Source organism: Streptomyces sp. NPDC003011 (assembly GCF_053591515.1).
This window is the reverse complement of record NZ_JBSFTY010000020.1, coordinates 64,114-77,243: the sequence shown is the minus strand read 5'-3', so window position 1 is coordinate 77,243 and position 13,130 is coordinate 64,114. Positions and strand designations below refer to the sequence as shown.

The 13,130-nt window shown below is 71.6% G+C and carries 11 protein-coding genes; 9 read left to right on the top strand and 2 right to left on the bottom strand.

All coding sequences use genetic code 11. The features are described from left to right. The first annotated feature begins 168 nt into the window (after nt 1-168). The 7 genes from ACWD0J_RS13240 to ACWD0J_RS13210 all read left to right on the top strand — a co-directional run bounded on the left by ACWD0J_RS13240 (nt 169) and on the right by ACWD0J_RS13210 (nt 9,117). Nucleotides 169-1,011, top strand: coding sequence for a nitrilase-related carbon-nitrogen hydrolase (locus ACWD0J_RS13240; protein ID WP_451495881.1), 843 nt, complete (start codon nt 169-171; stop codon nt 1,009-1,011). Beyond that, nucleotides 1,008-2,294 carry an aspartate aminotransferase family protein gene (locus tag ACWD0J_RS13235; RefSeq protein WP_451495880.1) on the top strand — a complete coding sequence of 429 codons (1,287 nt, stop codon included), beginning with the start codon at nt 1,008-1,010 and terminating at the stop codon, nt 2,292-2,294. The genes ACWD0J_RS13240 and ACWD0J_RS13235 overlap by 4 nt, the downstream gene beginning before the upstream one ends. Before the next feature lie 27 nt (nt 2,295-2,321). After that, entirely contained in the window at nt 2,322-3,890 is a 1,569-nt protein-coding gene (locus ACWD0J_RS13230; protein WP_451495879.1) for a PucR family transcriptional regulator, read from the top strand. A 180-nt stretch (nt 3,891-4,070) separates the two neighbouring features. After that, nucleotides 4,071-4,913 carry a nitrilase-related carbon-nitrogen hydrolase gene (locus tag ACWD0J_RS13225; RefSeq protein ID WP_451495878.1) on the top strand — a complete coding sequence of 281 codons (843 nt, stop codon included), beginning with the start codon at nt 4,071-4,073 and terminating at the stop codon, nt 4,911-4,913. Between the two features lie 106 nt (nt 4,914-5,019). Beyond that, nucleotides 5,020-6,423 (top strand): dihydropyrimidinase, encoded by a 1,404-nt coding sequence (gene hydA / locus ACWD0J_RS13220; protein ID WP_451495877.1) that lies wholly within the window; start codon nt 5,020-5,022, stop codon nt 6,421-6,423. 11 nt (nt 6,424-6,434) lie between these two features. Next, nucleotides 6,435-7,454, top strand: a complete 1,020-nt coding sequence (locus ACWD0J_RS13215) for a TIGR03842 family LLM class F420-dependent oxidoreductase (RefSeq protein WP_451495876.1) — start codon at nt 6,435-6,437, stop codon at nt 7,452-7,454. 136 nt (nt 7,455-7,590) lie between these two features. After that, nucleotides 7,591-9,117: an NCS1 family nucleobase:cation symporter-1 gene (locus tag ACWD0J_RS13210; protein ID WP_451495875.1), complete on the top strand. Its 1,527-nt coding sequence runs from the start codon at nt 7,591-7,593 to the stop codon at nt 9,115-9,117. A gap of 54 nt (nt 9,118-9,171) precedes the next feature. On the opposite strand, the gene ACWD0J_RS13205 is transcribed toward ACWD0J_RS13210, so the two are convergent. After that, nucleotides 9,172-9,852: a hypothetical protein gene (locus tag ACWD0J_RS13205; RefSeq protein ID WP_451495874.1), complete on the bottom strand. Its 681-nt coding sequence runs from the start codon at nt 9,850-9,852 to the stop codon at nt 9,172-9,174. A 137-nt stretch (nt 9,853-9,989) separates the two neighbouring features. Then, on the bottom strand, nt 9,990-10,991 hold the full coding sequence (locus ACWD0J_RS13200) for a carboxymuconolactone decarboxylase family protein (RefSeq protein ID WP_451495873.1): 1,002 nt from the start codon (nt 10,989-10,991) through the stop codon (nt 9,990-9,992). Between the two features lie 166 nt (nt 10,992-11,157). Here ACWD0J_RS13200 and ACWD0J_RS13195 point away from each other — a divergent pair, with 166 nt between their 5' ends. After that, on the top strand, nt 11,158-12,270 hold the full coding sequence (locus ACWD0J_RS13195) for a sensor histidine kinase (RefSeq protein ID WP_451495872.1): 1,113 nt from the start codon (nt 11,158-11,160) through the stop codon (nt 12,268-12,270). Further along, nucleotides 12,267-12,929, top strand: coding sequence for a response regulator (locus tag ACWD0J_RS13190; RefSeq protein ID WP_451495871.1), 663 nt, complete (start codon nt 12,267-12,269; stop codon nt 12,927-12,929). Before ACWD0J_RS13195 ends, ACWD0J_RS13190 begins: the two co-directional genes overlap by 4 nt. The last annotated feature ends 201 nt before the right edge of the window (nt 12,930-13,130 follow it).

The following is a 13,130-nucleotide window of genomic DNA, read 5'->3' as shown; positions in this document are numbered from 1 at the left end:
GTTCCTCTCACCGGCCCAGCGGCTCACCCACAGGAGTGTGAAACGTGATCGACTCCGCGGGTTAACGACGATGGTCTTGGCAAGGCCCTCCGGGAGGCTTACGTTCGTCCCTCTACGGCCTGTGTCTACGGGCGTAGAAGCTCTGACGTCCCGTCGAAGGAGCAGCTCATGGCCAACGTCGTACGCGCCGCCCTGGTCCAGGCCACCTGGACCGGCGACACCGAGTCCATGGTGGCGAAACACGAGGAGCACGCCCGCGAGGCGGCCCGCCAGGGGGCCAGGGTCATCGGCTTCCAGGAAGTGTTCAACGCCCCCTATTTCTGCCAGGTCCAGGATCCGGAGCACTACCGCTGGGCCGAGCCGGTGCCCGACGGGCCGACCACGCGTCGTATGCAGGAACTTGCGCGCGAGACGGGCATGGTGATCGTCGTCCCGGTCTTCGAGGTCGAGCAGTCCGGCTTCTACTTCAACACCGCGGCCGTGATCGACGCCGACGGCACGTTCCTCGGCAAGTACCGCAAGCACCACATCCCCCAGGTCAAGGGCTTCTGGGAGAAGTTCTACTTCAAGCCGGGCAACGCCGGCTGGCCGGTCTTCGACACCGCCGTCGGCAAGGTCGGCGTCTACATCTGCTACGACCGGCACTTCCCGGAAGGCTGGCGGCAACTGGGCTTGAACGGAGCCCAGTTGGTGTACAACCCGTCGGCCACCCACCGCGGCCTCTCCTCCCACCTGTGGCGGCTGGAGCAGCCGGCGGCGGCCGTCGCCAACGAGTACTTCGTCGCGGCCATCAACCGCGTCGGCGTCGAGGAGTACGGCGACAACGACTTCTACGGAACGTCGTACTTCGTCGACCCGCGCGGGCAGTTCGTGGGGGAGACCGCCAGCGACAAGGAGGAGGAACTGGTCGTCCGCGACCTGGACTTCGACCTCATCGAACAGGTACGGCAGCAGTGGGCCTTCTACCGCGACCGCCGGCCCGACGCCTACGACGGGCTGGTGCGGCCGTGACCGGCGACCTGCTGGGCCGCCACCGCGGCGTCCTGCCCGACTGGCTCGCCCTCTACTACGAGGACCCGCTGGAGATCACGCACGGCGAGGGCCGGTACGTGTGGGACGCCGGGGGCAACAAGTACCTCGACTTCTTCGGCGGCATCCTGACGACGATGACCGCGCACGCGCTGCCCGAGGTGGCGAAGGCGGTGACCGAGCAGGCCGGGCGGATCATCCACTCGTCCACCCTCTACCTCAACCGTCCGATGGTCGAACTCGCCGAACGCATCGCCCACCTGAGCGGCATCCCGGACGCCCGGGTCTTCTTCACCACCTCCGGCACCGAGGCCAACGACACGGCCCTGATGCTGGCGACGACGTACCGCCGCAGCAACACGGTCCTGGCGATGCGCAACAGCTACCACGGCCGTTCCTTCAGCACGGTCGGCATCACCGGCAACCGCGGCTGGTCCCCGACCTCGCTGTCGCCGCTGCAGACGCTGTACGTGCACGGCGGCGTGCGCACCCGCGGCCCGTACGCCGCGCTGGGCGACGAGGACTTCATCGCCGCCTGCGTCGACGATCTGCGCGACCTCCTCGGGCACACCCGCCCGCCCGCCGCGCTGATCGCCGAACCCGTCCAGGGCGTCGGCGGGTTCACCTCGCCGCCGGACGGTCTCTACGCGGCCTTCCGCGAGGTGCTCGACGAACGCGGCATCCTGTGGATCGCCGACGAGGTGCAGACCGGCTGGGGCCGCACCGGCGACCACTTCTGGGGCTGGCAGGCACACGGGCGAAACGGCCCGCCGGACATCGTCACCTTCGCCAAGGGCATCGGCAACGGCATGTCCATCGGCGGGGTCGTCGCCCGCGCCGAGATCATGAACTGCCTGGACGCCAACAGCATCTCGACCTTCGGCGGCACCCAGATCACCATGGCGGCGGGCAACGCCAACCTCACCTACCTGCTGGAGCACGATCTCCAGGGCAACGCCCGGCGGGTCGGCGGACTGCTGCTGGAACGGCTGCGGGCGGTCGGCGCGCGGATCCCGGGCGTACGGGAGGTCCGGGGCCGCGGGCTGATGCTCGGCATCGAGCTGGTCCGGCCCGGCACCGACCAGGCCGACCCGGAGGCGGCCGCCGCCGTGCTCGAAGCCGCCCGCGCCGGCGGCCTGCTCATCGGCAAGGGCGGCGGGCACGACACCAGCGCCCTGCGCGTGGCACCGCCGCTGTCCCTGACCGTCGCGGAGGCCGAGGAGGGCGCCGCGATCCTCGAACACGCTCTGCGGAGCATCCAGTAGCACCGTCCGAGCAAGGGAAGCACCGTCATGACCACCACCTCGGAGACCTGGCAGCCCGCGGAGCCGACCCTGTCGGTCCGGCAGGTCCTCACCCTGGAACGGGTCCTCGCCGGGGAGCCCGAGGTGGTGGCCGGCGCGGGCCAGCTCGACCGGCTCGTGCGCTGGGTGCACGTCGCCGAGGCCGCCGATGTCGGAGTGATGCTCAGCGGCGGCGAGATGGTGCTCACCACGGGGGTGCTGCTCGCCGGTGACGAGAGCGCGCAGGCCGAGTACATCCGGTCCCTGCACCGCGCGGAGGCCGCCGCCGTCGTGCTCGGTCTGGGACGGGCGTTCCCCGCCCCGCCGGACGTGATGCGCCGGGCCGCCGAGCGGTGCGGCCTGCCGATGGTCGTCCTGCACCGGCCCTTCCCCTTCGCGGAGCTGACGGAGGAGGTCCAGGCGCGCCTGGTCCGGCGGAAGTTCGCGGCCGTCAGCCTGTCCGAGGCCGTACGGACCGCGCTCACCGGGCTCATCACCGCGGGCGCCCCGCTGCAACACCTGCTCGACGAGGTCGCCCAGCACAGCGGCTGCCCCGTCGTCGTCACCAACCTCGCCCACCGCGTCCTCGCCACGGCGGGGGAACGGCCCGCCGTGGACGACGTGCTGCGCGACTGGGAACGCATCGCCCGGCAGGCCGGCGGCAGCGAGGGCGACGGCTGGATCCGGGCCGAGCTCGCCGGGCGCGGGGAGCGGTGGGGGCAGATCGTGCTGTGCGGGTACCGGGGCGACACCGCCACCGGGCGGCTGCTCGCCGACCGCGCCGCCGAGTCGCTGGTGCTGCACCGCATGCTCGGCGGCACCTCGGCGCACACCTGGGAGGAGCAGTCCGCGCAGAGCCTGCTGACCGACCTGGTCAGCGGGATCGTCCCGGCCCGGCAGCTGCTGCCCCGGGCCCGCGCCGCCGGACTGCCGGTCAACCGGCGCACCTTCGTCCCGCTGGTGGTACGCGACGGCGATCCGGCCGGGCTCGACCGGGTGCTGCGGACGGTGGGGCTGTCCGGGATCGTCGCCGAACTCGCAGACGGCGCCACCGCCGTGCTGCTGAGCCTGGCCCGGGACCAGGACGCCCCGGCGCTCACGGCGAACTTCGCGGCCCGGGTGCGCTCCGCATCCGGCCGGACCGTGATCGCCGCCGCCGACGCGCGCACCGCCTGGGACGACGTCCCCGCCGGTCTGCGCGAGGCCCAGCACGTCGCCGACGCCGTCGCGGACTCCTCGGCGGTCCTGGAGCTCCCGGCGGTCGTCCGCCTCAAGGACGTCCATCTGCGCGGCCTGGTCCGGCTGCTGCGGGACGACCCGTACGTGCAGTCCTTCGCGGAGCGCGAGCTGGACGGGCTGCTGTGCGCGGCGGGGGAGGACCTGCTCGCCGTCCTGCGCACCTATCTCGCCACCGGCCGCAACAAGTCCCGCACCGCGCAGCTCCACCACGTCTCCCGGCCGGCGCTGTACCGCCGGCTGGAGGCCATACAGGCCCGGCTCGGCGTGGATCTCGACGACTTCGAGCAGGCCGCCTCGGTGCACATCGCGCTCCTCGCGCACGACGCGCAACAAGGTTGAACCGGCCGCCGCGAAACAGCGGGGAAACAGACGACGACCTGGGAGAACGGCGGTGAAACATGGGCTCACGGCAGGGTGACACGGTGGCACGCCACAGGCCCCCAGGCGTGACACCGTGCACCTCAAACCGGCTCTGCGGACTTCTTAGGCTCCTCGCACACCGAGCGACCGGAGGTCCCGATGAGCCGAGTGATTCGCGCCGCCCTCTTCCAGACCGCCTGGACCGGCGACAAGGAGTCGATGATCCAGGTGCACGAACAGGCGGCCCGCGACGCGGCCGCGCAGGGCGCCCAGGTCCTGTGCTTCCAGGAGCTGTTCTACGGGCCCTACTTCTGCCAGGTCCAGGACAAGGCGTTCTACGAGTACGCCGAGCAGGTCCCGGGCGGCCCGATCGTGCAGCGCTTCCAGGCGCTCGCCGCGGAACTGGGCCTCGTCCTGGTCCTGCCGATGTACGAGGAGGAGCAGCCCGGCGTCCTCTACAACACGGCCGCCGTGATCGACGCGGACGGCTCGTACCTCGGCAAGTACCGCAAGCACCACATCCCGCAGGTGCCCGGCTTCTGGGAGAAGTTCTACTTCCGTCCGGGCAACCTGGGCTGGCCGGTCTTCGAGACGGCCGTCGGCAGGATCGGCGTCTACATCTGCTACGACCGCCACTTCCCCGAGGGCTGGCGGGCGCTGGGCCTGGCGGGTGCCGAGATCGTCTTCAACCCGTCGGCGACCTCGCGCGGCCTGTCCGGCTACCTCTGGCAGCTGGAGCAGCCGGCGGCGGCCGTCGCCAACGAGTACTTCGTCGGCGCGATCAACCGGGTGGGCGTCGAGGAACTGGGCGACAACGACTTCTACGGGACGTCGTACTTCGTCGACCCGGAGGCCCAGTTCGTCGGCGAGGTGGCCGGCGACAAGGAGACCGAACTGGTCGTGCGCGACCTGGACCTGGCCAAGCTGCGCGAGGTCCGCGACCGCTGGCAGTTCTACCGGGACCGCCGCCCCGAGGCGTACACCCCGCTGACCGCTCCCTGACGGCCCGGGGCCCCCTCCCCGCGCTCCTGGACGGGGCGCGGGGAGCTGCCGGACCAGCCACCGACGACCCGCACTTCCCGACCACGACACAGCGGAGCGTGCACGTATGAGCAGCCGTACCGTCATCCGCGGTGGCCTCGTCATCACCGCGTCCGACGAGATCCACGCCGACGTCCTGATCGAGGACGGCCGCATCGCCGCCCTCGCCGCCTCCGGCACCCCGGCCGCCGAGGCATGGACGGCCGGGCGGACCATCGACGCCACCGGGAAGTACGTCATCCCGGGCGGTGTCGACGTCCACACCCACATGGAGCTGCCGTTCGGCGGCACCTTCGCCTCCGACACCTTCGAGACCGGCACCCGGGCCGCCGCCTGGGGCGGCACGACGACCATCGTCGACTTCGCCGTGCAGAGCGTCGGCCACACCCTGCGTGAGGGCCTGGACGCCTGGCACGCCAAGGCCGCGGGCAACTGCGCCGTCGACTACGGCTTCCACATGATCGTCTCCGACGTCAACCAGGACACCCTCAAGGAGATGGACCTGCTGGTCGAGGAGGGCGTGACGTCCTTCAAGCAGTTCATGGCCTACCCGGGTGTCTTCTACAGCGACGACGGCCAGATCCTGCGCGCCATGCAGCGCTCCGCCGAGAACGGCGGCCTGATCATGATGCACGCGGAGAACGGCATCGCGATCGACGTCCTGGTGGAACAGGCGCTGGCCCGCGGTGAGACCGACCCCCGCTACCACGGGGAGGTGCGCAAGGCGCTGCTCGAAGCCGAGGCCACCCACCGCGCGATCAAGCTCGCGCAGGTCGCGGGCGCCCCGCTCTACGTCGTGCACGTGTCGGCGACCCAGGCGGTCGCCGAGCTGGCCAGGGCGCGCGACGAGGGGCTGAACGTCTTCGGCGAGACCTGCCCGCAGTACCTGTTCCTGTCGACGGACAATCTCGCGGAGCCGGACTTCGAGGGCGCGAAGTACGTGTGCAGTACTCCGCTCAGGCCGCGCGAACACCAGGCGGCCCTGTGGCGGGGCCTGCGCACCAACGACCTCCAGGTCGTCTCCACCGACCACTGCCCCTTCTGCTTCGTGGGCCAGAAGGAGCTCGGCCGGGGCGACTTCTCCAAGATCCCCAACGGGCTGCCGGGCGTCGAGAACCGCATGGACCTGCTGCACCAGGCCGTCGTCGACGGGCACATCTCGCGCCGCCGCTGGATCGAGATCGCCTGCGCGACCCCGGCCCGCATGTTCGGCATGTACCCGAAGAAGGGCACCATCGCGCCGGGCGCCGACGCCGACGTGGTGATCTACGACCCGCACGCCGAGCAGGTCATGTCCGTCGACACGCACCACATGAACGTCGACTACTCGGCGTACGAGGGCAAGCGCGTCACCGGCCGCGTCGAGACGGTCCTCTCGCGCGGCGAACTCGTCATCACCGAGCGGGAGTACACCGGGCACGCCGGACACGGTGCGTACATCCCCCGCTCCACCTGTCAGTACCTCACCTAGGAGTGGCGCCCATGGACTTCGGACTCGTCCTGCAGACCGACCCGCCGGCCTCGAAGGTCATCAGCCTGATGCAGCGGGCCGAGCGCAACGGCTTCACGTACGGCTGGACGTTCGACTCCGCCGTGCTGTGGCAGGAGCCGTTCGTGATCTACAGCCAGATCCTGTCGAACACGACCAGGCTGACGGTCGGCCCGATGGTCACCAACCCGGGCACCCGCACCTGGGAGGTCACCGCCTCCACCTTCGCCACCCTCAACGACATGTTCGGCAACCGCACCGTCTGCGGCATCGGCCGCGGCGACTCCGCGATGCGCGTCGCCGGCCGCAAGCCCAACACCCTGGCCCGCATCAGCGAGGCCATGAAGGTCATCCGGGCGCTGGGCCGCGGCGACGAGGCCGACCTCGGCGGTACGGCGATCAGGTTCCCGTGGATCAAGCCGGACGCCGAACTCCCCGTCTGGATGGCCGCCTACGGGCCCAAGGCGCTGAAGATGACCGGCGAGGAGGCCGACGGGTTCATCCTCCAGCTCGCCGACCTCTACCTGACCGAGTACATGGTCAAGGCCGTGAAGGACGCGGCCGTCGCCGCCGGACGCGACCCGTCCGAGGTGACGATCTGCGTCGCCGCCCCCGCCTACGTCACCGAGGACGACTCGCCCGAGGCGCTCGCCCACGCGCGCGAGCAGTGCCGCTGGTTCGGCGGCATGGTCGGCAACCACGTCGCCGACCTGGTCTCCAAGTACGGCGAGCACTCCGCCGCCGTCCCCGACGACCTCACCGACTACATCAAGGCCCGCGAGGGCTACGACTACTCCCATCACGGGCGCGCCGACAACCCCGACACCGCCTTCGTGCCCGACGAGATCGTCGACCGGTTCTGCCTGATCGGGCCGGTCGAGAAACACATCGAGAAGCTGAACGCGCTGCGTGAGCTGGGCGTGGACCAGTTCGCCGTCTACGACATGCACGACGCGCGGGAAGCCACCATCGACGCCTACGGCGCGAAGGTGATCCCGGCCGTCAACGGCTGACGACCGCGCCGGCACCCTCGCAGAACCCGCTCACCTCCCCCTCCCCCCACTCCTGTTCTCCCCTCCCCCTCGCCCGGGGGAGGGGACCGGAGCCCGCACGGCCTTTCCGGACCCACCTCACTTGATTGGCCTGCCCATGACCGACACCGCTCCCACGGCCATACCGCCGTCAGCCCAAGTCACCCTCCCCGACGGCCGGGTGGAGCTCGCCCCGGGCGCTCCCGCCCCGAGCGGCGCCTACGCCAACGAGGACCTGCTCCCGGTTCCGGTGGAGAAGCGCACCTGGACCACGTACAACTTCTCCGCGCTGTGGATCGGCATGGCCCACAACACGGCCTCCTGGACGCTGGCCTCCGGTCTGATCGCCGTCGGCATGGACTGGAAGCAGGCGGTGTTCACCATCGCCCTGGCCAACGTGATCGTGCTGGTCCCGATGCTGCTCACCGGGCACGCGGGACCGAAGTACGGCATCCCCTTCCCGGTGTTCGCCCGCGCCTCCTTCGGCATCCGCGGGGCCAACCTGCCCGCCGTGGTACGGGCGTTGGTGGCCTGCGGCTGGTTCGGCATCCAGACCTGGATCGGCGGCGAGGCGATCTTCTTCCTCGCCGGGAAGCTGATCGGCAACGGCTGGAGCGACGTCGGGACGATCGGCGGCCACCCCTGGACCATGTGGCTGTCGTTCGCGATCTTCTGGGCGATCCAGGTCGCCATCATCTACCGGGGCATGGAGACGATCCGCCGCTTCGAGAACTGGGCGGCGCCCTTCGTCCTCGTCGGCGCGGTGGTGATGCTGATCTGGATGAGCGACAAGGCCGGCGGTTTCGGCCCGTTGCTCGACCAGCCCTCCAAGCTGGGCTGGGGCGCCGACTTCTGGAAGCTGTTCTGGCCGTCCCTCATGGGCATGATCGGTTTCTGGTCCACCCTGTCGCTGAACATCCCGGACTTCACCCGGTACGGCAAGAGCCAGAAGGCGCAGACGTGGGGCCAGGCGCTCGGACTTCCCACCACCATGACGCTCTTCGCGCTGCTGTCGGTGATGGTGACCTCCGGCTCGCAGGCCGTCTACGGCGAGACGATCTGGGACCCGGTACAGCTCGCCGCGAAGACGGACAACGTCGTGGGCCTGCTGTTCGCGCTGGTCACCGTGCTGGTGGCGACCCTGTCCGTGAACGTCGCGGCCAACCTGGTCTCGCCGGCCTTCGACTTCTCCAACATCGCGCCCCGGAAGATCAGTTTCCGCACCGGCGCCCTCGTCACCTGCGTACTGGGCGTGCTGATCTTCCCCTGGAAGCTGTACTCCGACCCGCAGGGCTACATCTTCACCTGGCTCGGCCTGGTCGGCGGTCTGCTCGGCACGGTCGCCGGCATCCTCATCGCCGACTACTGGATCCTGCGCCGCGGCAAGCTCGACCTGACCGACCTGTACCGCACGGGCGGCCGTTACTGGTACGAGGGCGGCTGGAACTGGCGGGCCGTGGCCGCCTTCGTGGCCGGCGGTGTCCTCGCCGTCGGCGGCGCGAGCTTCAAGCCGCTGATCGACGGGCGGCCCGTTCCGGCGCTGGAACCGCTCGCCGACTACGGCTGGGCGGTGGGCCTGGGCACCTCGATGGTGCTGTACGTGGTGCTGATGCTGGTACGGGGACGGGACCGCCTGGAGGCCTGAGCCGCCGGCTGTCTGCCCTCGGCTGCCTGCCGTCGGCTGTCGCGGAGAGGACGGTCAGCTCTGCCGGCCGTCCTCCAGCGCGGCGACCGCCTCCTTGGCGGCCTTGATGGCGCCCTGATTGATCTCGTCCGTACCGGGCGCCTTCCTGGACTCGAAGTCGCTGCCGTTGTACGTGACGGTCACCAGCGCGTTCGACGCGCGGATCAGCACCACGCCCTCGCGGGTCTGCTGCTTCTCCTCGGTGGTGAGGTTCACGACGGAGTACCCCGCGTCGCCGACACCGGGTACGTCCCCGCCGCCGCTCCTCTGCTCGACCGTCCCCTGGTAGGACCTCTCCGCCGCTTCGTCGGACTCCATGATCTCGTAGGAGACGTCCAGCCAGCGGTAGTCGTACCCCTTCAGCGCGTTCCAGGAGCAGGTGCGGCGCAGCTTCGCGTCCGTCGACGGGATCTCCTTGCCGGCCGGCTCGGCGCCCGGCACCAATGACGTGACCGTCTTCTTGGACACGGCGGCGCACGGCGCGGGCGCGGCGGCGTACTCCTTCGACGCCGCCGACGTCGCCGGGGCGGAGGGGGACTGGTTCCCGGTCTTCTGCTCCGCCTTGGGCGCGGCGGCCGGTTCCGCGGCGAACGGCCCGGAGGCCAGTGCCCAGCCCGCCACGGCGAGCACGACGACGGGGGACAGGCGTGCGGTGAGAGCGAGCGGCAGGGGAAGAGAAGAACGCACGGCGCACATTTCGTGGGGAGGTGCGGAGCGGGTCCGCACTGCGGACGGGACGCCAGTGTCACACGACTCCCTGTGCGGTGGAAGCGTCAACTCGCTCCGTGGCTGTGCGGTGACTGTGCCTCACGGCCGGCGCGCCATGTGTGCCCTTATGTCCGGGTGATGGGGCGGTGCAGCGCCGACTCGATGCGGTCCACGGCCGTGAACGCCCCGTAGGCCACCAGGCGCACCAGACAGTGGTCGGTGTGCTCCGGCCGCCGCCAGGCCGCCACGTCCTCGTCGGTGATCCGGTACGGCGCGAGGGCGGCCAGCAGCGCGAGCCGGGCGCCGGGACGTTCCCGCCGGTCCGGGAAGCCGCCCAGGGCGAGCGGCGGATGCGTTCCGTCCCAGTCCCACAGGGTCTCCTCCACCAGGGCCTGGTCGTCGGCGTCGAGGAGACCGGAGCCCTCCATGGCCGCCCTGAGCAGCGCCGCGTACGCGGGTCCGACGGGCGTGTCGCCCGCCCACGCGGGTGCTTCGCCGGGATCGGGGTGGTCGAGCAGCGCGAGGCCCTCGCCGGGCAGGGCGGGGCGGCGTACGGTCCGGGCGAGCGAGCGGCCCGCGAGGCTGCGGACCGGCCTGAGCCGCTGGGCGTTGAACGGCAGCATCTGCTCGGTGAGCAGCGCGGACACGATCCGGTTGATGAAGTGGAAGGCGAGCGCGGTGCCCAGGTAGCCGGGGGCGTGCTCGCGCGGGAACGGATACGGCTCCAGGGCGCCGCCGGGCACGCGCGTGTGCTCTCCCCAGTCGAGCACACGCGCGTGGTCCGCGTTCTCCGGTCGCTGCCCGCGGGCCAGGCGCTCGGCCAGGGCGTGGTCGCCGGTGGCGTGCAGCAGGACGGTGTGCGCGTCCACGCAGAACGGGCACTGGTTGGCGCGTGACACCCCGTACGCGGCCAGCTCCTTCCCGGTGCGGCTGCCGGGGCCGGCGATGAGCGACTCGCGCATCAACGCCCAGGCGGGAGCCAGAAGTCCGGGCGCCGAGGACAGGACCACGAAGGTGACCGGTTCGGCGATGCCGAAGTCGCGGGCGATCTGCTCGTACACCGCGGCGACGCGACCGGTGGCCGCTTTGGGCGGCAGGGGTTCGGTGTAGCGGAAAGGTGTGGGCATGGCAGCAGCGTGCGCCTCCCGGTGGCCCGCGGTCGTCGTACGGCCGAAGACAGTGGGCGCTGCGCCGACGGGCCGGTCCTGGGGTGCGCACTACTGCGCCGGGAGTAGTCGGGGAGTTGTCCACAGGTCTGACGCCGGTGCCGGCGCGGAGAGCTACTGTGCGGACATGAGCGGACACGTGGTCGACTCCGTCACGCGAAGGCGGCTCGCCGACGCGGCCCTCGCGGCCGTCGTCGGCGCCCTCGTCGTGACCACGGCCGCCTTCGACGGCGACACCACGGCCGTCGACTACGCGCTGATCGGGCTGAGTTCGGCCGCCCTGGCGTGCTACCGCACGGCGCCGCTGCCGGTCCTGGCCGTGGCCACGGTGGCCGGCAGCGCCTACGTCCTGCACGCGCACCCGGGACCGCTCGCCGCCCTGCCCGTCCTCAGCGCCGTGCACACGGCCGCCCGCGTGGGACACCGGCGGTGGGCGGCCCTGGCGAGCGCCGTCTGTCTGGTGGCGTACGCCGTGACCGGCCCGACGGCCCAGGAGGTGGTTGAGAGGGCCGCGCTGCTCGCGGGCTGGTTCCTGTGCGCGGTGGTGACGGGCCTCGCCGACCGCAACTGGCAGGCGTATCTGCGCCAGACGGAGCAGCGCGCCCTGGAGGCCGAACGCACCCGGGAGGAGGTGGCCCTGCGCCGCGCCGGCGAGGAACGCCTGCGCATCGCCCGGGAGTTGCACGACTCGCTCACGCACAGCATCTCGATCGTCAAGCTCCAGGCGGGCGTCGCCGTGCACCTGGCCCGCAAACGGGGCGAGGAGGTGCCGCCCGCGCTGCTCGCCATCCAGGAGGCGGGCGGCGAGGCGATGCGCGAACTGCGCGCCACCCTGGGAGTGCTGCGCACCGACGACCCCGTCGGCACGCCCGCGCTGCTCGTGGAGCGCGCCCGGGCGGCGGGACTCGCGGTCGAGCTGACGGTGAGCGGGGACGAACGCCCGCTGCCGGCCGCCCTCGACCGGGCCGTCTACCGCATCGTCCAGGAAGCCCTCACCAACGCCGCACGGCACGCGGGACCGGCGAAGGTGCACGTCCGACTGGAGTACGGGGAGCACGGGTTGACGATACGGGTGGACGACGACGGGACGGCCGACCCGGCCCGCCCGCCGGCACCGGGCACCGGCCTCACCGGCATGCGGGAACGCGTCACGGCCCTCGGCGGCACGCTGCACACCGCCCCGCGGCCGGAGGGCGGCTTCCGCGTGCGGGCCGAACTGCCCCTGGCGGCCGCCCGATGATCAGGGTGGCCCTCGTCGACGACCAGGCGCTGATGCGTGCGGGCTTCCGGGCCCTGCTGGAGTCCGAGGACGGCATCGAGGTGGTCGGCGAGGCGGTGGACGGCGCCCAGGGCGTGGCCCTGGTGCGCGCCCACCGGCCCGACATCGCGCTGATCGACGTCCAGATGCCGGTGATGACGGGCATCGAGGCGACCCGCCGGATCGCCGCCGACCCGGCCCTGTCCGCCGTCCGCGTGGTGATCGTCACCAACTACGGTCTCGACGAGTACGTCTTCGAGGCGCTGCGGGCGGGCGCGAGCGGCTTCCTGCTGAAGGACACCGAACCCGCCGACCTGCTCCAGGCCATCGAGGTGGTCGCCCGCGGCGAGGCCCTGCTGTCCCCGTCGGTCACCCGCGCCCTGATCGGCGAGTTCGTCTCCCGGCCCCCGGACCGGGCCACCGCCCCCGGTCTGGAACACCTCACCCGACGCGAACGCGAGGTCACCGCCCTGGCCGCCCGCGGCCTCACCAACGAGGAGATCGCCGCCCACATGGTCATCAGCCCGTTCACGGCGAAGACCCATGTGAGCCGTGCGATGACCAAGCTCGGGGCGCGGGACCGGGCCCAACTGGTGGTGTTCGCCTATGAGTCCGGGCTGGTGACGGCACGCGGCGGCTGACCCGGCTCCCGCCCCTGTGCACCACCGCCCCGCCCCGCGGCCCGCCTGCTCACGGGCGCGGTGCGGCTTCGCCCGTCCCGCGTACGCACGGCGGGGCCCTGCCCGGCACGGACCCGCTCAACCGGTTCGCGGACATCCCGGAGGCGGGGCGGAACAGGCGTGGGGCGATCGATAGCCTGCCGGGGGAGCGGTCGCAGGGGA

Coding starts and splice junctions, on each gene's coding strand:
- ACWD0J_RS13240 (WP_451495881.1), top strand. CDS start 169: ATGGCCAACGTCGTACGCGCCGCCCTGGTCCAGGCCACCTGGACCGGC.
- ACWD0J_RS13230 (WP_451495879.1), top strand. CDS start 2,322: ATGACCACCACCTCGGAGACCTGGCAGCCCGCGGAGCCGACCCTGTCG.
- ACWD0J_RS13225 (WP_451495878.1), top strand. CDS start 4,071: ATGAGCCGAGTGATTCGCGCCGCCCTCTTCCAGACCGCCTGGACCGGC.
- hydA (WP_451495877.1), top strand. CDS start 5,020: ATGAGCAGCCGTACCGTCATCCGCGGTGGCCTCGTCATCACCGCGTCC.
- ACWD0J_RS13215 (WP_451495876.1), top strand. CDS start 6,435: ATGGACTTCGGACTCGTCCTGCAGACCGACCCGCCGGCCTCGAAGGTC.
- ACWD0J_RS13210 (WP_451495875.1), top strand. CDS start 7,591: ATGACCGACACCGCTCCCACGGCCATACCGCCGTCAGCCCAAGTCACC.
- ACWD0J_RS13205 (WP_451495874.1), bottom strand. CDS start 9,852: ATGTGCGCCGTGCGTTCTTCTCTTCCCCTGCCGCTCGCTCTCACCGCA.
- ACWD0J_RS13200 (WP_451495873.1), bottom strand. CDS start 10,991: ATGCCCACACCTTTCCGCTACACCGAACCCCTGCCGCCCAAAGCGGCC.
- ACWD0J_RS13195 (WP_451495872.1), top strand. CDS start 11,158: ATGAGCGGACACGTGGTCGACTCCGTCACGCGAAGGCGGCTCGCCGAC.
- ACWD0J_RS13190 (WP_451495871.1), top strand. CDS start 12,267: ATGATCAGGGTGGCCCTCGTCGACGACCAGGCGCTGATGCGTGCGGGC.